Genomic DNA, 18,532 nt, shown 5'->3' on the forward strand with positions numbered 1-18,532 from the left:
GGAAAACTGAATATGATCCAATCTATCATTCGTTTTTCCGCAGAAAATAAGTTTTTAGTCCTTCTAGTCACTTTGGCCGTCTTGATTGCCTCTTATGTGTCTATGAAAACGATACCTTTGGATGCAATCCCGGATCTTTCGGACACTCAGGTAATCGTATATTCTCGTTGGGACAGAAGCCCCGATATCATGGAAGATCAGGTTACTTATCCGATCATCACTTCTCTTTTAGGCGCTCCTAAGATCAAGGTGGTCCGTGGATTTTCAGATTTCGGTTTTTCTTATGTATATGTGATTTTCCAAGACGGAACGGATATATATTGGGCCAGATCCAGGGTTTTGGAATATCTTTCCAGAATTCAGCCTCTTCTACCAGCAGGTGTTAAAACAGAATTAGGCCCGGATGCAAGCGCTGTCGGCTGGGTATACCAATATGCATTGATCGACCAAACAGGTAATAATTCCCTCGCGGATCTAAGAACCTACCAGGATTTTCATCTAAGATACTTATTAAATTCAGTTCCGGGAGTTTCGGAAGTAGCAGGAATAGGAGGTTTCAAAAAACAATATCAGATCACGATACATCCAAACGCATTAAGATCTTATAATGTAGATTTCGAAACGGTGATCCAAAAGGTCCGAGAAAGTAATCAGGAAACCGGCGGGAGGCTGCTCGAGATCTCGGGCGCGGAATATATGGTTAGAGGAAGAGGATATCTTTCTTCTTTAACTGATATTGAAAATATTCCGCTTTCTACGGATGCGAACGGAACTCCTGTGCTTCTTAAAAATGTAGCCTCAGTCCAGTTCGGACCGGATATCCGACGAGGGATCGCCGATCTAGATGGAGAAGGGGATGTGGTCGCAGGCACTATAATCATGCGTCACGGGGAAAATGCACTTTCAGTAATCGAAAGAGTAAAAACCAAGTTGGAAGAGATTAAAAAGAATCTTCCGAAAGGTGCGGAACTGATCACCACCTATGATCGATCCGAATTGATAGAACATGCTATTATCAATTTGAAATTCAAATTGATAGAAGAGATGATCATCGTTTCCATCGTGATCTTAATCTTTTTATGGCATTTTCCTTCCGCCATTATTCCAATTCTTACGATCCCGATTTCAGTGATCATTGCATTCATCCCGATGAACCTGCTGGATATAAATGCGAATATCATGTCTTTGGCCGGAATGGCAATCTCCATCGGTGTGCTCGTGGATGGAGCGATCGTAGAAGTTGAAAATGCTTACAAAAAATTAGAAGAATGGGAAGCGGGAGGAAGAATTGGAGACTATCATATAGTTCGATTAGAGGCACTTCTCGAAGTAGGACCATCCGTATTTTTCTCTTTACTTGTGATCGCTGTGGCCTTCTTCCCCATATTCACACTCGTGGACCAAGAGGGGAGATTATTTCGTCCATTAGCATATTCTAAAAATATAGCAATGGCAGTGGCGGCATTCTTGGCGATCACTCTGGATCCCGCAGTTAGAATGTTATTCACTAGAATGGAACCTTTCCGATTCAAGAACGTACTTCTTTCTAAGATCTCAACTACACTATTTGTAGGAAAATATTATCCCGAAGAGAAACATCCGGTCAGTAAAATTCTATTCAGATTTTATGAACCTGCTTGCCGTTACGTTCTACATAGGCCAAAAACCATTATAGTCTCGGCATTCACATTAGTGGTTTTGACGATCCCTGTGTATTTCAGTTTGGGTTCTGAATTTATGCCCCAGCTATATGAGGAATCTTTTCTATATATGCCTACCACCTTACCTGGGATCTCAGTAGCGGAAGCTGAAAAACTAATGATCTCAATGGATAAAAAGCTGAAAAGTTTTCCGGAAGTGAAACGGGTTTTCGGAAAAGCAGGACGTTCCGATACGGCTACAGATCCTGCACCATTCTCCATGATGGAAACAGTGATACTCCTTAAGCCCCAGAATGAATGGAGAAAAGCGGATCGATTTTATTCTAATTTGCCTAGGATCTTTCAATATCCGTTTCTTCCTTTTGTGTCGGAAAGACTGACCAAGGACGAGTTAGTGGAGAAGATGAACCAGCAAATGCAATTTCCTGGAGCGACTAACGCTTGGACCATGCCTATCAAAACTCGTATCGATATGCTCAGCACCGGAATGAGAACTCCGATCGGGATCAAAATTTTAGGATCTTCTCTGGAGGAAATAGAATCTATCGGGATCAAAATTGAAACTCTTCTGAAAACGGATAAAAATGTCAGAAGTGTATTTGCGGAAAGAACTGCAGGCGGTTATTTTCTAGATCTGAATTTAAGAAGAGAAAAATTAGCGAGATATAATATATCCGTGGAGACCGCACAGCAGATCATAGTGGCTGCCATAGGAGGAGAACCGATCACCCAGACCATAGAAGGCAGGGAGCGTTTTTCCGTGAATGTGCGCTATCCTCGTGAGTTACGGGATTCTTTGGACAAGATCAAAACAATCCTAGTCCCCACAAAAGAATTCGGTCATATTCCGATCTCTGAGATCGCAAGTATAGGAACAAAAACAGGTCCTTCTATGATCCGGGACGAGAACGGATTTTTGGCGGGCTATGTGTATGTGGATCCTTCTACCTCGGATATAGGAGGTTTTGTGGATAAGGCGAAAAAGAAAGTAGTAGAATCCATTCTTCTTCCTCCCGGTTATTCCATTGTTTGGAGCGGCCAGTATGAGAATATGATACGTGTCCGGGAAAGAATGATGTACATTCTTCCTTTGACATTGTTTATTATATTTTTGTTATTATACTTCAATACCAAATCTTATGCAAAAACCCTGATAGTGCTTCTTGCGGTCCCATTCTCACTCATAGGAGCAGTTGGGCTTCTTTACATTCTGGATTACCAGATCTCGGTCGCAGTCTGGGTAGGAATGATCGCACTCATGGGATTGGATGCAGAGACCGGAGTGTTTATGCTCTTGTATCTAGATCTATCTTACGAGGACGCCAAGAAAAAAGGAAGACTTAGGACCAAAGAAGATCTAATAGAAGCGATCATCCACGGCGCAGTGCATAGGATCCGCCCTAAGATCATGACTGTTCTTGCTGCTATGATGGGACTTCTTCCGATCATGTGGTCTGCGAGCACGGGTTCGGATGTGATGAAAAGGATTGCGGCTCCAATGGTAGGAGGTCTCGTGACCAGTTTTATTCTGGAACTTTTGGTATATCCTCCTATTTACATGCTCTGGAAAGAAGGAAAACTGGAAAATATTCTTCCGGTCCTTCCTTTAACTAAGAAAAGAAAAACGAAATCATTTTAAATGAGGGAACAAAAAATATGAACAACACTACCAAAAAACTGATCATCGGAGCGGCTCTCTCCGGACTATTTTTATCGGGAGAAGTATATTCCGAAAAACAGGAAGCCGGTTCGGATAATACAAAAGGAGAATGTCACGGGATCAATTCCTGTAAGGGAAAAAGCGACTGCCATACAAATGGAAATTCCTGTTCCGGGCAAAACTCATGCAAAGGAAAGGGTTGGATCTCCTTAACGAAAAAGGAATGCGATGCAAAAAAAGGAATATTCAAAAAATCCTAATCTTTACGATATAAATCAATTCGCATTTCACTAAATGTTAATATAAATTCTATCAATTTAATATTGACTGTAGGACCTGGTGCCCGCAAAATTAGCGGGCGCATATTAGGAGTTCGTATGAAAAAGACCTTAGCAACCATTCTATTTTCCTTGATCCTGGCAGGAAATATTTCGGCATTTACCGAGTTGGACAATCTGCTTATCGCGGAAGCAACCACTCCGGATCTGAAAAAGATCGCGAAAGAGTATTTTAATAAAAAAGCAAAAGACCATAAGGAATTGGCTGATAAATACAAATCTTTAGCGAACCAATCCCACGGAGGAAAAGCTACCTCGGACGCTGCAGATAAGGACAAGTATAAAAAATTAGCCGACCATGCGGATAAAGAAGCGGCAGCCTACAAAGCACAAGCTGACAAATTCTAATCTTTTACGCCCACAAAATAAAAAACCCGTCCAATCGGACGGGTCTCTTCGAATTTTCAGAAAATTGAATTCCTGATCATCCGAATCTTTCACTCAGAAGTTTAACCACCTGTTCCGGTCTCATGTTTGCTTGAGCAAGCATTGCGACACCACTTTTAGTCAAAATCTGATTTTTGGTATAGTCCACGATATGTTCCGCCATATCAGCGTCCCTTACTCGGCTTTCTGCGGAAACCATATTGATATAGTTTGCCTGCAGACCTTCTGCTGTAATTTCCAAACGGTTATAATAAGCTCCTAGATCGGATCTTTGTTTATTCACCTTTTGGATCGCGTTGTCCAGAATACCGATCATCGCATTAGAAGAAGCGGGAGAAGACAAAGTCTGCTTTTTCCCGTTACTCTCCAACTGAAGCGCGCCTGCATTCATAGCATCCACGAAAATTTCCAGCTTCTCGTTTTGATTCGGTCCCACATGCAATTGGATCGGATTTTTAGAATCCTTGGAGTAGGCTCCGCTTAAAGGACGAATTTTATTGAACTCGGCTGATTTACCCAGACGATCCACTTCTTCTATAAGCTGGTCCACTTCCAATTGTACGAGTTTACGATCATCATCCGAGTAAATCCCGTTGGAAGTTTGGATGGATAATTCTCTCAATCTTTGGAGAATATTATTCACTTGTTCCAAGTTCCCTTCGGTGACTTGGATAAATGAAACTCCATCCATTACGTTTCTTTCCGCTTGGGCAAGACCACGGATCTGCGTACGCATCCTTTCGGAAACTGCAAATCCCAATGCATCATCACCGGCACGATTGATCCTCATCCCGGTTGACAATTTTTCTGTGGTTTTGTCCAGCTCGTTATTGACTGTCTTCAGTACATTATTTGTACGAAGAGCACTGATGTTGTGATTGATAATCATCAACAACCTCCCTGTAGCTAGAGTTCGGATCCGTCCGAACCATGAGGCCGGGCTTTTAGGAGGGGAGAACCTCCCGGGCAACCCGGATATCCACTGCGAATTTCACTCCCTTATATATGTTGGGGAGATTTTTTTAGATTTTTTCCTAAAGACTAAAGTCGGAATCGACGATAATCCAAAAGAGGGAAAGTCTACTCTCATTCTACCATTCACTTTAGCTATTTCGCAACTTTTTTTCCGTTAAAACTGCTTTTCTTGCGGGAATTTTCAGAACTTTTTCGGATTCTGTCCCCTAAATTCAGGCCGAATCATGAAAATTTATACCAAAAAGGGAGACTCCGGAACCACATCCTTGGCTTCCGGGACCAGGGTCTCCAAATCAGATCCCAGGGTAGAATTGTACGGGACCGCAGACGAATTGAACTCCGCGATCGGAGTAGCAATTTCTTTCTTAACGAAAGATTCCAAACTAAAGGACTCACTAGAGAGGATCCAAAATTTACTTTTTGAGTTGGGATCTGAACTTGCAGGATTTAAGAAGAAGGATGACTCTTCCTGTATCCTAGAAGAGGATATCTCTCAATTGGAAAAGGAGATAGATCTTTGGCAGGATTCACTTCTTCCTTTGAAAAATTTTATACTACCCGGCGGATCTTCCTCTTCTTCTTTTTTACATGTAGCTAGAACTTTAGCCAGAAGATTAGAAAGAGATTTAGTTCGTTATAAGGAAGAAGGTCAGGAGGTCTTTGCAGAAAACCTTCGGTTCCTGAATAGACTTTCCGATCATTTATTCGTAGCAGCAAGATACGCAAATTTTGAATCTAAAATCCCGGAACCGGAATGGAAATCCAGAGCCAAAGGCAAATAACCCATCCTAAAGGTTTGTATGTTCTCTTCTTCGTGGAAATGTGGGAGAGATTTTCTTTTTACGGAATGAGAGCACTTCTTGTTCTGTTTTTGACAAAAGAACTTTTGATGCAAGATGCCCAAGCGGGCAGAATATACGGATTTTATAATGGATTCGTATATCTCACCCCGATACTCGGTGGTTTACTCGCAGATCGATTTTTAGGATACAAACGTTCCATCTTCTTAGGTGGAGTGCTTATGATGTTCGGTCATCTTTCCTTGGCATTCAATGGCCTTTGGACTTTTTATTTGGGTCTAGGACTTCTGATCGCAGGAAATGGTTTTTTCAAACCTTGTATCTCCACTGTTGTAGGAAGAATTTACGAATTAGAAGGTAAGCCTGAACTAAAAGATTCCGGTTTTACAATATTCTATTTTGGGATCAATCTGGGAGCGATTTTGGGGACCTGGGCATGCGCCAATCTTGCGGAGTATAAAGGCTGGCATTATGGATTCGGGATCGCAGCAGTCGGAATGTTGATCGGTCTCATTATCTTCGGATTTTTAGGAAGAAGAGTGAATCCAAACGCGTTCTTAGCGAATGGAAACCAAGGAGCGTCAGATTCGGAAACAGAAGATCCTAAACAAAATAGAGAAAGAATTTTTGCGATCATGGTTTTCTCTGCGGTTACGATCACTTTCTGGGCTTCTTATGAACAGATCGGTTCTTCTTTGAGCCTGATTATCGATAGATATGTGGATAGAAATATTTTAGGTTGGGAAATCCCTGCTGCAAATTACCAATCTCTAAATCCGCTTTTTGTGGTGAGTTTAGCTCTTGTTGTTTCCTGGATGTGGAAAAAATTCGAAGAGTCCGGCAGGCATATTTCCACGGTAACTAAGTTTTGCTTAGGACTGATCGTTTTAGGATTAGGATACCTTCTTCTTTCCTTGGTAACTTTTGGATCTACGGAAAAGTTTTCTTCGATTTGGATCATTCTATCCATCTTACTCTTAACGATCGGAGAATTGTTTTTGTCTCCTGTTGGTTTGTCCCTAGTTACAAAACTCGCACCCGTAAAAGTCGCATCTATGATGATGGGATTTTGGTTTTTGGCAAACTTCTTCGCTCATGTTCTTGCTGGAGAACTCACCAGATATATGGGAGGAAGAGAATCTTTGTCTGGATTTTTCCTGATCTTCTTCTTTTTGCCAACGATCACTGCGATCGGTTTATTTTCTTTCCGTAAAAAATTAGAATCTTGGATGCATGGTGTAAAATGAAAGTTCGGATCTTAGTTAGCCTTCTTCTTTTATTCTCTTCTTCCATATTTGCAGATCCTTTCGAAGACTTGCTCAAATCGGATTGGGATAGATCCCAAACACTTCTTATCAAAAATTCTGTGTTCCAAAAATTAGGACAGAGAGCCGCAAGCAAAGAAGTGCTGAAAATCACTAAAAATGTGATCCCTTGGGCGATCTTAGAAGGGGTGACACCGGAAAAAACAGCAGAACTCATAGTGAATCTGGACTTCGCAGTCAAAGAAGGATTAACATTCGAAGAAGCAGAAGATGCAATTCCGGTTGTTTCTAAAAGAGAACTCTCCAAAGAAGATTTCAGTTATATAGGTTTGTATTTTAAAGAAACCAAAAAAGCAGGGATCAGAGAAGAAGTCCGAAATCGTTTTGTGGAAGCCGCCATGGAAAAAAAATGGGACGGTTTTTCCGTACTCTCAGGAGGAAGAGCGCTTATCGCAGGGAAACTTGTGGATTTTCCTGAGAACCGTTTAGCTTCCAAAATCCTGGCCCAATTCCCGGCAAAAGGAAGAAGTATCCCTTTTGCAAAAACGGAAAGTTCTTTTAAAGCGGTGCTGGATTCCAAAATGGATGGAGCCTCTTATATTCTTCTTGGTAATTTAAAAAAATTGCATGAAGGGGAGAAGGTGACATCCGCTCAGAAATTTGCATCCGCCCGTGCTGTGGAAACTTCTCTGGAAGAAGTCGGCGGGATCGTGATTGGAGATAGGCCTCGTATAGAACCGTTGCCTGATCCTCCTTTAGTTCCGAATTTACCTGAACCAGGAGAACCGACTGAACCGGAGAAACCCGCTAAAGAAAGTTGGGAAACATTATCCGCACCTACATTACAAAAAGTTGCTAAAGAATGGGTAGGAACTCCTTATAAATGGGCCAATGCCGCTAAAACAGGAACGGATTGTTCCGGTTTTACTTTTAGAGTTTTGACGGACGGTCGGATTGGTGTTCCTGAAAAAATGGTGTCTCGTGCTTCCAGCGCACAAACCAAAATGGGCACTGGAGTTTCTCATAATGAAATGAGATCGGGTGATTTGATCTTCTTCTCCGCTTCTCCCAACCAATCCAAAGTCACTCATGTCGGAATGGTCCTAAATGGAGAAGAATTCGCACATGCTTCTTCTACACGCGGAGTGGTGATCGACAAGATCAGAATGAAATGGTGGATAGATCGTTTCGTGCTATCAAGAAGAGTATTTAAAAAAGTTGTAAATTGAGGCGCGGAGTATTAAGAGCCGCGGGGGTTTTGGCACGCAGAGCCGCGAAGACGCGGAGGTTCCTTATTTATTTTTTCTAAAATCTCTCTGCGGCTTTGCGTCTCTGCGTGAGTTATTTGCTCTGAGTCTCTGCTTACTCCTATTCTCCTAGATTCATTTCTTCTACAATCCCAACTAACAACTGTGCTTTCAAAATTTGATCCGTGCTGGAAAGGATTTCTTGTTTCTTCTTAAAATTAAAATTTAAGATAGAAGATATAAAATCTACCGGGAAAGGATGAGACCAAAGATCGTTCATTCTAAGGATGAGTTCTTCTTTGGCGCCTTCTGAAAGTAGGATACGTTTGGTGAGATATAAGATCCGATCGAAGATCTCTACGAATAGTTTGTCTTCGATATATTTGGAATCAGGTTCTAATTTTTCTATCACACCGATCCGGAAAGGTTCCATGGTATCGTAAGATTCTAATTTTGCGATCCCTTTACCTTCGAGTAGAATATTGGATCTTCCGTCAGGAAGTGGATCTCTTCTAACGATCGTTCCCCAGCCAAAAATAGTTTCGATCTCAGGCTGAGGATTTTTTAAATTGCCCGGTTCCATTTTGATAGGTGCGATCGCCATTTCTTCGCCGGACTCGGAACAATAATCCAACATCATCCTGTATCTAGGCTCGAAAATATGAAGAGGAAGAAATGTGCCTGGAAATAAGATGACTTCGGGAAGAGGAAAGATCGGAATTGTAGTTCTTGACACCTAGGATTTATCCTAACCTGTTGAAGTGAAAACGCAAATCAAATTGTAAGACCGGTTTAAAATTGTACTACTTAGATAAAAAGCGATATTTGGAAGCGGCTTCTAAATTAAAAACCACTAAAATAATCGTCATCGGAGATCTCATCCTGGACGAGTATCTGATAGGTGAAGTGAACCGAATTTCTCCGGAGGCTCCCGTTCCAGTGGTATGGGTCCGCAATGAAAAGACCACTTTGGGTGGAGCGGGGAATGTGGTAAAAAATCTTTCTCGCCTTGGGGTCCAATCTTTTGTGCTGGGTAGAGCAGGCAATGATACAGCTGCTAAAACTTTGGATGATCTTCTTTCTTCCGAAAACACAAGTTCTTCTAAAAATACGATTATACGTTCTGAAAAAGTCCCGACCATTCTAAAAACAAGAGTGATCGCAGGTCACCAGCAAGTTTGCAGAATCGATAGAGAAGAAACATTTCCTCTTACTGACGCGGAAGAAAAACAACTTCTGGAAAGTTTTTCCAAGATCATCCAAGAAGCGGATGCGGTTGTTCTTTCCGATTATGATAAGGGAACTTTGACTGCTAGTTTGATCCGTAAAACGATCGATATCGCAGTCCAACATAAGAAAATTGTAACAGTGGATCCGCAAGTGTCCCATTTTTTCCAATATGAAAAAGCTACAGTCATGACTCCCAATCATCATGAGGCGGGAAAGGCTCTAGGTAAAAAATTAGAGACAAATGCGGAAGTAGAAGAAGCGGCCAAGAAGATCGCAGAAAATCTAAATTCTCCTTCTATGATGATCACTCGTGGGGAAAAAGGAATGAGCCTTTATATTTCTTCCGAATCTAAAACCTATCATATTCCCACTGTGGCTAAAGAAGTATTCGATGTAACCGGAGCAGGGGACACTGTGATCTCTGTTTACACTTCTTTTTTGGCAGCAGGACTCGGAGAATTGGAAGCCGCTATCGTTTCTAACGCAGCGGCGGGTGTAGTTGTCGGAAAACTGGGTGCGGAGACTGTTTCTTTGGAAGAACTTTTACAAGCTCTGGAGAAAAGAGGAAGTTTTGAATGAAATCTTCTTTCTCTTCTTGTATAGAGAAGATCATTCCTTTTCAGGAAGTTAAGAATGTTTCGGAGAAGGTCCGCTCCAATCAAAAGATCGTTTTTACGAACGGTGTATTCGATCTAGTTCATAAAGGTCATTTGACTTATCTTTCCCAGGCTCGTGACTTGGGTGATGTTCTTTGGGTGGGGATCAATTCCGATTCTTCCGTCAAAAGACTCAAAGGTCCGGAACGTCCGGTAAATCCGGAAGAAGATCGGGCACTTCTTCTTTCCTGCCTTTCCTTTGTAGACTATATCAGCGTTTTTACCGAAGACACTCCTTTGGAACTCATCTCTCAGGTAGCGCCCCATATTCACGTAAAAGGGGGAGATTATGATTTGGAAGCTCTTCCCGAAACTCCACTTGTTCGCAAATTAGGCGGAGAAGTCAGAATTCTACCCTTTGTTCCGGGATTCTCCAGCACCGATCTGATCCGACGCATTCGTCAAAAACCCTAGATTTACTTCTCGATTCTACGAAATTCCGAGTTGGATTTTCCGAGACTGAAGAAAACTCTGTTCAGCAGGTAGGAGTTCGGTTTGTCCAAAACTAAATTTATTTTCGTGACCGGAGGTGTTTGTTCCTCCCTTGGAAAGGGTGTGTCCGCAGCAGCCCTTGGATGCCTTTTGGAAAGCAGGGGTTATACCGTTTCCCTGCAAAAAATGGATCCTTATATCAATATCGATCCGGGAACTATGAGCCCGTACCAGCACGGCGAAGTGTATGTGACCGAAGACGGTGCGGAAACTGATTTGGATCTAGGTTATTACGAAAGATTTACCAAGTCCAGGTTCACTCGTAAGAATTCCGTTTCTACGGGACAAATTTATAATACTGTAATCCAAAGAGAAAGAAAAGGGGATTATCTGGGAAGAACTGTACAAGTTGTCCCTCATATCACCAACGAGATCCGAAATAGGATCTATACTCTTGCAAGAGAAAATGCAACCGACTTTGTGATCGTAGAGATCGGTGGAACAGTGGGCGACATTGAGTCCATTCCATTCTTAGAAGCGATCCGTCAGATGAGATACGAACACGGACCTACTCAGGTTTTATTCATCCATGTTACTTTAGTTCCTACCATCACAGTAGCAGGCGAAGCAAAAACAAAACCTACACAACACTCCGTAAAAGAACTTTTGGCACTCGGGATCCAACCGGATATTTTGATCTGTCGTGTGAATCAACCGATGCCAAAAGAAATGAAGGGAAAAATTTCCGCCTTCTGTAACGTAAAAGAGGAAAATGTGATCTCTGCTTCCGATATCAGCACTTCCATTTACGAAATTCCTAAAATGTATAAGGAAGAAAAACTGGATCAAGTGGTTCTAAAAACATTAGGACTAGAACTTGGAAAATCCAATTTTACGGAATGGGAGAAGATCATAAAAAGTCTTCAATCCGCAAAACATACAGTCCAGATCGCAGTGGTTGGAAAATATATTTCGCTTCATGACGCGTATCGTTCCGTTTATGAAAGTTTATCTCATGGCGGAATTGCAAACGAAGCAAACGTAGAATTTATAAAAGTAGATCCTGAAAAACTGGATAAAACAAATGTGAAGGATGTTTTAAGATCCGTGCATGGTGTTTTAGTTCCGGGCGGATTCGGAGACAGAGGGATAGAAGGTAAGATCGCGGCAATCCAATACGCAAGGACCAAAGGCATTCCATTCTTCGGGATCTGTTTAGGAATGCAATGTGCGGTGATCGAATACGCAAGAAACGTATTGGGAATGAAAGATGCGAACTCCACAGAGTTCAGACCTGATTCTCCGGATCCTGTGATCTCTCTCATCGAAGAGCAGATGGATATAGATCAAATGGGTGGAACAATGCGTTTAGGATCTTATCCATGTAAGATCAAGAAAAACACATTAGCATTCAATGAATACAAACAAGAACTGATCTATGAGAGACATAGACATAGATTCGAGTTTACGAACAAATACAAACAAAGATTCGAAGAGAAAGGAATGATCCTTTCCGGTATTTCTCCGGATGAAAACCTGATTGAAATCGTAGAAATTCCGGATCATCCTTGGTTTATAGGAGTTCAGTTCCATCCTGAATTCACCGGAAAACCTACAAAACCGCATCCATTATTTGCCGGATTCATCCGTGCTGCGGTCAAATTTGCAAGGAAGGCATAATGAGCGATAAGACTGCCCAAGAAAGGGATTTTTTAAGCGGTAAAAAGATAGGAGGAAAGAATCCATTCTTCCTGATCGCCGGTCCTTGTGTGATGGAAAACAGAGACTTACTTGAAAAAGTCTGTGCTGAAATGTTAGAGATCACCACAGAACTTGGGATCCCTTATGTTTTCAAAAGTAGTTTCGATAAAGCGAACCGTTCTTCAGTTACTTCTTATAGAGGTCCCGGACTTACGGAAGGGATCAAACACCTAGAACATATTAAGAAAAAATTTAATGTTCCTGTTCTGACTGATATTCATGAAACTTCCCAAGTCGGTCCTCTTAAAGATGTGATCGATATGTACCAAATCCCTGCATTCCTAAGCAGACAGACCGATCTGATCGCAGAATCCGCTAAAACAGGAAAATGGGTGAATGTCAAAAAAGGACAGTTTTTAGCTCCTTCCGACTGTAGACATATCAAAACAAAAATCCAAGAATCCGGTTCCGAAAAGTATATGGTTACCGAAAGAGGGACCACGTTCGGCTATGGGAATTTGGTATTCGACGGAAGAACAGTTCCTATATTACATAGTTATGATATTCCAGTAGTATTCGATGCGACTCACTCCGCTCAATTGCCCGGAGCCGCAGGAAATATCACCGGAGGACAAAGAGAGTACATTCCGAGCATGACAAGAAGTGCAGTGGCACTCGGGATAGAAGGTATCTTTATGGAAGTGCATCCTGATCCTGCAAAGGCACTTTCGGATGCTACTACTCAGTATCCACTTTCCGAAATTAAATCCTTATTAAAGGAATTAGTCGGTTTAGACCGTTACGTTAAACAGGAAATCCTAAACCGCTAACAGATAAGAGCCTTGTATTCCCGTATACTCACTCTACTCAAAATAGACCCGGAAACCGCCAAAAAATACGGTCCGGGCCTGGGAGTAGGACTCGGAATTTTATTCTTAGTTCTTTTCTTCTATTCAGGCGGAAAATCGGACGCTAAATACACCCGTGTAGAAGAAGAAAAAGAAAAAGGTTCCACTGTATCTTTCCGGAATTTTGCAAAGGACCAGTATGACGGGAACGGAACTATATTATGGAAATTGAAAGCGAAAGAAGCCTACCTTTACGCTGACGAAAAAAGATACGTTCTATACGGAATTGATTTCGACCAATATGAGAATGGAAAGTTCAAGTCCAAACTCACAGGAGAAAAAGGAGAGATCAACCAACTCACAAAGCTGATGAAACTCACAGGGAATATTCTTCTTAGAACGGAAGAACATAGGACTCTCAGAGCAAAATCATTGGATTATAACGACGAAACCAAAGAACTCAGTTCCAATGAAGAAGTAGTCATAGACGCAAACGGGACTCATATCAGAGGTGTAGGTCTTAGAGCTGACAAAGACCTGAACAAGTTTACAATTTTAAGACCAAGTGCAGTCACCCAAGACGGTGCAAATCCACTCTCTTCTTCTCCTAAACAAAAATGAAACGTATCCTAGTCCTTTTCTGTTTATTATTTTTGCTCCCCGCATATTTGGGATCTCATTCTAGACCCCCTCTCTTATTTTCCGCGGAAACATTGGATCCGAAAAGTTTCCAAGGAATAGGAGAGGCAGATCCGAAACGTAAGGAAAGTTTTCCTACTTTTTGGGGAGCAAACGCGCTTACTCAAGAAGATAAAGAAGTACAAGGATTAAAAGTCACCATATTCAGTTTAGAAGGCGGCGCCTGGATCCAACATAAAAAAGTAAAATTGGGCGCAAACAAGATCGAAGTATATGGAAAAGAAGCATATAAGGCTTTTTTAAAGAACGGAGTACATATAGAAGACCAGGAAAACGGGACCGTGATGCGAGCTGGAATTGGAGAATATGATAAATACTCCGAAATGGTCTATATCAAAGAAAGACCAAGGCTTAGCTTTCGGGACAAAACCGGCAAAACAACGGTCATTTCCGCAAAACAGATAGATAGGGAATTGAGCACTAAGATCACAAAGCTGCATGGCGGAGTGATCGTAAATCATCCGGAAGTTACTATTTTTTGTGCAGAGGCGATTTTTAAAGAATCGGAACATCTGATCACCACGGATCCGGACCCGATCCTTATCTCTAAGAACAGATATTTGAGCGGTAAATCATTATCCTTCTACACAAATGAAAGCAGGATACTTTTGGAAGAAAACACAGTCTTATTCCAATCTTCAGAAGAGACTAAAAAAGATCCGGAAGGAAATGAGAAAAAACAAACCGTTCTCACGATCCTAAAAGGGGATAAGATAGAAAGCCGTCCGAACGAAGAGAACGACCGCACAGTACTGATCAGCGGAAATGCAACAGTTCTCAGAAAAGATATGAAGATCACTTCGGATAATATCGAGTCGGTGGGAAAGGATTCACATATCATCAAGGCCAGAAAAAATATCAAAGTGCACGATAGAGAGAATAATCTTCTTCTTTCGGGTAACGTATTCGATTATTTCAGAAATGAAAATTATCTTCACCTGACTGACGAAGGCAAAATGGAATTTTTAGACAAAAACTCCGATCAGGTAACGAGTACGATCACTGCACAGGAATTCGAACGTTTTTTAGACCAAAAAGAAACAGTGATCCGAGGAAATATCTGGATCAAATCCAAGTCCACAGAGGCGCAAGGTGAGTACGCCACTTATTTTGAAAACGACGAATCCGTACTTTTAGAAGGAAATCCTAGGATTAATCGAAGTGGTAAGATACTGAGAGCGGGAAAAATCGTCTTTTATCCAAGAGAAGGAAGATCAATTCTGACAGAAGGAGTCCATTTAGGAAATTAGGCTTGCATAATGGGACAAAGGATCCGGTGCCAAAACTTAATCAAAATATATAATAAGCGCAAGGTTGTAGACGGAGTCAGTTTCGATGTTCGCAAAGGAGAAGTAGTAGGTCTACTAGGTCCGAATGGCGCCGGAAAAACTACTTCCTTCTATATGTCCGTCGGTTTTGTAAAACCTGATTCAGGTCATGTATTCATAGACGACCAAGATGTGACGGAAGCTCCTATGCATACTAGAGCAAAACTAGGAGTAGGTTATCTTGCACAAGAAGCTTCTATCTTTCGTAAACTTACTGTTGCGGAAAACCTGGAAGCTATTTTAGAAACCCTGAACATTCCTAGATCGGAAATCGTTCGCAGAAGAGACGAACTACTCTTAGAATTACAAATTATGCGAGTCGCCAATCAAAAAGGTTTTACTCTTTCAGGCGGAGAAAGAAGAAGATGCGAAATCGCTAGAGCCTTAGTCACAAATCCGGATTTTATCCTTCTTGACGAGCCGTTCGCAGGCGTCGACCCTATAGCTGTTAAAGATATTCAAACTGTTATAAATAGTTTAAAGAAGAAGGGACTTGGCATCTTAATCACCGACCATAATGTTCGAGAAACATTAAAGATCACGGACAGAGCATACATCATGCATAGTGGTAGGATCTTGATCGCGGGAACTCCTAAAGAACTCGTGAATGATAAAGAAGCAAAAAGAATGTATCTAGGAGAGGACTTCAAGCTGTGAATCTGAACCACCAGTTAGTACAGAAGCAGACACAAAAGCTTGTCATGACGCAGGATTTGCGTCAGTCGATAGAGCTTTTGCCTTTGTCTACTCTGGAACTCGCCGATAGGATCAGCGCAGAACTGGTGGAAAATCCGATGCTGGAAGAGGAGCCAGGCTCCGAAAGAAGTAAAAGCCCTGAACTCTATTCAGTGGACGATCTAAAAAGAAAAGAGAAAAACGACTTTCTTAAAAATTCCGACCAAGGATGGCAGGATTCATTCAGCTTAGATAAACCTCAGTATAGAGGCACCGACGCCTCCGACAGAAATCAAAAATACATCGAATCATCTCCTAACGCACAATCCCTTTCCGACCATTTACTTTGGCAGCTCAGGATCTCTTCCTTAAAAGGAAAAGAAATGGAGATCGCTGAAATTTTGATCTCCATGCTGGACGATAGAGGATTTATATCCCAGACCCAAGCCGAGCTTGCCGCGGAGATAGGAGTTTCCGCAAAAACGATCAAAAAAGTTTTGGAACAGATCCATCAATTGGATCCCTTAGGAATTGGTGCAGGAAGCATTCAAGAAACGTTATATATTCAGGCAAAGATCCTAAAACCGGAAGATAAAAATCTACACGATCTAATCTTAAATTATCTAAAAGACCTGGAAAAACTGGATTATAAGGGAATTTCCAAAAAAATGGGTCTTCCGGTCGAATCCATAGAGGCAATGGCGGCTGAGATCAAAAAATTAGAACCATTCCCCGCAACATTATACACTCCCCAAAAACCGGATTACATAGTTCCAGACGTAATTATCAGAGAAATAGAAGGTGAGTTCAGTATATTACTGAATGACGAATGGCTTCCTAAATTAAAAATTAATAAAGAATATAAGGGAATGCTCAAAAAAGGAGCCGGTGCTAAGGATTCGGATAAGGAATATATTTCCGCAAAACTGAATTCCGCAGAATGGCTGATCCGCTCCGTAAACCAAAGAAGACAAACCTTGTATAGAGTAGTCTCGGCGATCATAGAACTCCAGACCGAATTTTTCCGCAAGGGAGTTCGATTTTTAAAACCTCTCACTTTAAAAGATATAGCGGAAAGATTGGACCTTCATGAATCCACAGTTTCTCGTATCACTTCCAATAAGTATGTGCAAACATCCTGGGGAATTCTGGAGTTAAAATGGTTCTTCTCCTCCGGATTAAAATCCAAAAGTTCCGAAGGTGGAATGGAATCCTCTAAAACCATTCATGATATTATACGTAATCTAGTAAAAGAAGAAGATCCCGAAAATCCTCTCTCCGATCAGGACATAGTGGAAAAAATAGAAAGTAAAGGGATAGAGATTGCCAGAAGAACTGTGGCAAAGTACCGTAAAATACTGAAAATTTTACCATCCAACCAAAGAAAAAAAGTAAAATCTCTGGAAGCAAGGTAACTCATGTCCGTTCCAGGTATCAATGTTTCTAATATTCTAAAAGATCATCCTGAGTTAGGTCTCAAACTTATAGCGGGAGAAAATGGGCTCCAAAATCGGATCCATAGTTCCGAGATCAATAGACCCGGTCTTTCACTCACCGGTTTTTATGAAAGTTTTGCGCATGACCGTATCCAAATTTTTGGAAAAGGAGAATGGGCATACATCACTTCTAAAGAAGGTGAGGATATGGAAAAACTCGCCGCAGATTTTTTCCATTTTCATTTAAATTGTATCATATTCACTCACGGAAACGTTCCTCCTCCTATTTTTGTGGAATATTGCGACAGACTGAATATTCCTCTTTTGGGTTCGGATGTTTCTACGCATAAATTTATCACTTTAATCTCCCAAATTTTAGACAGAAGTCTTGCGCCTAGGACGATGAGGCACGGGGTTTTGATAGAAGTATTCGGGATTGGGATACTTCTATCCGGAAAAAGCGGTGTAGGAAAAAGTGAAACGGCACTCGAACTCATAGAAAGAGGCCATCGTCTAGTCGCGGATGATATGGTGGAGATCAGAAGACTTTCCGAGAGTTATCTGATAGGGACTTGTTCCGACCTTCTTCGTCACCATATGGAGATCAGAGGATTAGGAATTCTGAATATAAAGGATATATTCGGGATCGGATCCGTAAGAGATCATAAACTCATAGAGCTCATAATTCATTTGGAAGAATGGACGGAAGAAAAAGAATTCGATCGAACCGGACTCGAAAACAGAACGGAAGAAGTTCTTGGGGTAAATATTCCTCTAATCAAACTTCCAGTTCGACCTGGTAGAAATATTCCGATCATCGTAGAGACCGCTGCAATGAACCAAAGATTGAAAAAACTAGGAAAAAATGCAGCGGCAGAATTCAGCCAAAAATTAAATATTTATCTACAGCAAGGAAAAGTTGAAAGAAATCCACCTCAAAATTAACGAAAACGGCGCAGGGATGCATGCTCGTCCCGCCTCTGTCTTTGTGAATTGCGCGGCAAAATACTCCTGCGAAGTTCTAGTCTCCAAAGACGGAGTGGAAGTGAACGGTAAAAGTATCATGGGACTCATGATGTTAGCCTTAGCTCCGGGTCAGGAATTTTCCATTAAGACAGAAGGCGCCCAGGAAGAAGAAGCGGCGGATGCTTTGGCCAAATTAGTGGAAGGCGATTTTGCGATATGAAATGGTTC

18 protein-coding genes are annotated in these 18,532 nt (G+C 41.5%); 16 read left to right on the forward strand and 2 right to left on the reverse strand.

The features are described from left to right. Window positions 1-12: 12 nt before the first annotated feature. The 3 genes from EHR06_RS13170 (at window position 13) to EHR06_RS13180 (ending at window position 4,007) form a co-directional block, all read left to right on the forward strand. Window positions 13-3,300 carry an efflux RND transporter permease subunit gene (locus EHR06_RS13170; RefSeq protein WP_135757420.1) on the forward strand — a complete coding sequence of 1,096 codons (3,288 nt, stop codon included), beginning with the start codon at window positions 13-15 and terminating at the stop codon, window positions 3,298-3,300. A 17-nt stretch (window positions 3,301-3,317) separates the two neighbouring features. Beyond that, window positions 3,318-3,581, forward strand: a complete 264-nt coding sequence (bufA2, locus tag EHR06_RS13175; RefSeq protein ID WP_135757421.1) for a BufA2 family periplasmic bufferin-type metallophore — start codon at window positions 3,318-3,320, stop codon at window positions 3,579-3,581. A gap of 117 nt (window positions 3,582-3,698) precedes the next feature. Further along, on the forward strand, window positions 3,699-4,007 hold the full coding sequence (locus tag EHR06_RS13180) for a hypothetical protein (RefSeq protein ID WP_135757422.1): 309 nt from the start codon (window positions 3,699-3,701) through the stop codon (window positions 4,005-4,007). 76 nt (window positions 4,008-4,083) lie between these two features. Here EHR06_RS13180 and EHR06_RS13185 read toward each other — a convergent pair whose 3' ends face one another. Further along, window positions 4,084-4,935 carry a flagellin N-terminal helical domain-containing protein gene (locus EHR06_RS13185; RefSeq protein WP_135757423.1) on the reverse strand — a complete coding sequence of 284 codons (852 nt, stop codon included), beginning with the start codon at window positions 4,933-4,935 and terminating at the stop codon, window positions 4,084-4,086. A gap of 310 nt (window positions 4,936-5,245) precedes the next feature. Between EHR06_RS13185 and EHR06_RS13190 the strand changes: the two genes are divergently transcribed. The 3 genes from EHR06_RS13190 to EHR06_RS13200 are packed head-to-tail and all read left to right on the forward strand — an operon-like array spanning window position 5,246 to window position 8,315. Beyond that, window positions 5,246-5,803 carry a cob(I)yrinic acid a,c-diamide adenosyltransferase gene (locus EHR06_RS13190; protein WP_135757424.1) on the forward strand — a complete coding sequence of 186 codons (558 nt, stop codon included), beginning with the start codon at window positions 5,246-5,248 and terminating at the stop codon, window positions 5,801-5,803. After that, on the forward strand, window positions 5,776-7,068 hold the full coding sequence (locus EHR06_RS13195) for a peptide MFS transporter (protein ID WP_135757425.1): 1,293 nt from the start codon (window positions 5,776-5,778) through the stop codon (window positions 7,066-7,068). Before EHR06_RS13190 ends, EHR06_RS13195 begins: the two co-directional genes overlap by 28 nt. Next, window positions 7,065-8,315, forward strand: a complete 1,251-nt coding sequence (locus EHR06_RS13200; protein WP_135757426.1) for a C40 family peptidase — start codon at window positions 7,065-7,067, stop codon at window positions 8,313-8,315. Before EHR06_RS13195 ends, EHR06_RS13200 begins: the two co-directional genes overlap by 4 nt. Before the next feature lie 139 nt (window positions 8,316-8,454). On the opposite strand, the gene EHR06_RS13205 is transcribed toward EHR06_RS13200, so the two are convergent. Beyond that, window positions 8,455-9,069: an LON peptidase substrate-binding domain-containing protein gene (locus EHR06_RS13205; RefSeq protein ID WP_135757427.1), complete on the reverse strand. Its 615-nt coding sequence runs from the start codon at window positions 9,067-9,069 to the stop codon at window positions 8,455-8,457. Window positions 9,070-9,131: 62 nt separating this feature from the next. Between EHR06_RS13205 and rfaE1 the strand changes: the two genes are divergently transcribed. The 10 genes from rfaE1 (at window position 9,132) to EHR06_RS13255 (ending at window position 18,524) form a co-directional block, all read left to right on the forward strand. Further along, window positions 9,132-10,142 carry a D-glycero-beta-D-manno-heptose-7-phosphate kinase gene (rfaE1, locus tag EHR06_RS13210; RefSeq protein WP_167492298.1) on the forward strand — a complete coding sequence of 337 codons (1,011 nt, stop codon included), beginning with the start codon at window positions 9,132-9,134 and terminating at the stop codon, window positions 10,140-10,142. Continuing rightward, window positions 10,139-10,633, forward strand: a complete 495-nt coding sequence (gene rfaE2 / locus EHR06_RS13215) for a D-glycero-beta-D-manno-heptose 1-phosphate adenylyltransferase (RefSeq protein WP_135757428.1) — start codon at window positions 10,139-10,141, stop codon at window positions 10,631-10,633. Before rfaE1 ends, rfaE2 begins: the two co-directional genes overlap by 4 nt. Before the next feature lie 81 nt (window positions 10,634-10,714). Beyond that, window positions 10,715-12,331, forward strand: a complete 1,617-nt coding sequence (locus tag EHR06_RS13220; protein ID WP_135757429.1) for a CTP synthase — start codon at window positions 10,715-10,717, stop codon at window positions 12,329-12,331. Beyond that, a complete protein-coding gene (gene kdsA / locus EHR06_RS13225; protein WP_086448720.1) occupies window positions 12,331-13,182 on the forward strand; it encodes a 3-deoxy-8-phosphooctulonate synthase in 852 nt (283 codons plus the stop codon). The genes EHR06_RS13220 and kdsA overlap by 1 nt, the downstream gene beginning before the upstream one ends. 42 nt (window positions 13,183-13,224) lie before the next feature. Continuing rightward, a complete protein-coding gene (lptC, locus tag EHR06_RS13230) occupies window positions 13,225-13,821 on the forward strand; it encodes an LPS export ABC transporter periplasmic protein LptC (protein ID WP_425269502.1) in 597 nt (198 codons plus the stop codon). Then, window positions 13,818-15,149, forward strand: coding sequence for an LptA/OstA family protein (locus EHR06_RS13235; RefSeq protein ID WP_135757431.1), 1,332 nt, complete (start codon window positions 13,818-13,820; stop codon window positions 15,147-15,149). The genes lptC and EHR06_RS13235 overlap by 4 nt, the downstream gene beginning before the upstream one ends. 9 nt (window positions 15,150-15,158) lie before the next feature. Further along, the gene (lptB, locus tag EHR06_RS13240) at window positions 15,159-15,884 is read left to right on the forward strand and encodes an LPS export ABC transporter ATP-binding protein (RefSeq protein WP_135757432.1); all 726 of its coding nucleotides are present in this window, start codon (window positions 15,159-15,161) and stop codon (window positions 15,882-15,884) included. Further along, window positions 15,881-17,317, forward strand: a complete 1,437-nt coding sequence (gene rpoN / locus EHR06_RS13245) for an RNA polymerase factor sigma-54 (RefSeq protein ID WP_135757433.1) — start codon at window positions 15,881-15,883, stop codon at window positions 17,315-17,317. The genes lptB and rpoN overlap by 4 nt, the downstream gene beginning before the upstream one ends. Window positions 17,318-17,320: 3 nt before the next feature. Continuing rightward, entirely contained in the window at window positions 17,321-18,283 is a 963-nt protein-coding gene (hprK, locus tag EHR06_RS13250) for an HPr(Ser) kinase/phosphatase (RefSeq protein WP_086448715.1), read from the forward strand. Next, a complete protein-coding gene (locus EHR06_RS13255) occupies window positions 18,258-18,524 on the forward strand; it encodes an HPr family phosphocarrier protein (protein WP_208757788.1) in 267 nt (88 codons plus the stop codon). Before hprK ends, EHR06_RS13255 begins: the two co-directional genes overlap by 26 nt. Window positions 18,525-18,532 lie beyond the last annotated feature (8 nt).

The sequence above is a fragment of the Leptospira dzoumogneensis genome, assembly GCF_004770895.1.
Lineage (GTDB): Bacteria > Spirochaetota > Leptospiria > Leptospirales > Leptospiraceae > Leptospira_B > Leptospira_B dzoumogneensis.